General features: G+C 66.7%; 1 protein-coding gene. It reads right to left on the reverse strand.

All coding sequences use genetic code 11. The features are described from left to right. A partial coding sequence (gene dgoD / locus CV102_RS25670) for a galactonate dehydratase (RefSeq protein WP_148860829.1) occupies positions 1–1004 on the reverse strand: 1004 nt, incomplete at both ends.

Consider the following 1004-nt stretch of genomic DNA (forward strand, 5'->3'; position numbering starts at 1 on the left):
TCCCGGACGTAGTCCTCGTCGATCTCGATACCGAGTCCCGGCCCGTCCGGGATGTCGACGTAGCCGTCGCGGTACTCGAAGACGGAGGGATCGGCCAGATAGTCCAGCACGTCGCTGGTCTCGTTGTAGTGGATGTCCAGGCTCTGCTCCTGGATGAGCGTGTTCGGCGAGCAGGCGTCGACCTGGATACAGGAGGCGAGCGCGATCGGCCCGAGCGGACAGTGTGGCGCGAGCGAGACGTCGTACGCCTCGGCCATCGACGCGATCTTGTTCACCTCGGTGATCCCGCCCGCGTGGGAGAGGTCGGGCTGGATCACGTCGACCGCGTTCGACTCGAAGATCTCCTTGAAGTCCCACCGCGAGTACATCCGCTCGCCGGTGGCGATCGGGATCGTCGTCGACGCGCGGATGTCCGGCAGCGCGTCGTTGTGCTCTGGCAGTACGGGTTCCTCGATGAACATCGGATCGTACGGCTCGAGTGCCTGCGCTAACTGACGGGCCATCGGTTTCGAGACGCGGCCGTGGAAGTCGACGCCGATGTCGACCTCGCTGCCGACGGCCTCCCGGACCGCGGCGATCCGATCGACGGCCTCCTCGACGGCCCGCGGGTTGTCGACGGATCGGAGCTCCGCGGTCGCGTTCATCTTGAGCGCGGTGAACCCTTGATCGACCTTCTCCCGGGCCGCGTCGCCGACGTCCCGCGGACGGTCGCCGCCGATCCACTGGTAGACGCGCACGCGGTTACGCGCCTTTCCGCCGAGGAGTTCGTACACCGGGGCGTCGAAGCGTTTGCCCTTGATATCCCACAGCGCCTGGTCGACGCCCGCGATGGCCGACATGAGAATCGGGCCGCCGCGATAGAAGCCGCCGCGGTACATCGCCTGCCAGTGATCCTCGATGGCGCTCGGGTCCTCGCCGAGCAGGTAGTTGTCGAGCAGTTCCTCGACCGCCGTTCGAACGGTCTTCGCGCGACCTTCGACGACCGGTTCACCCCAGCCGACGGT

Source organism: Natronococcus pandeyae, assembly GCF_008122205.1.
GTDB lineage: Archaea > Halobacteriota > Halobacteria > Halobacteriales > Natrialbaceae > Natronococcus > Natronococcus pandeyae.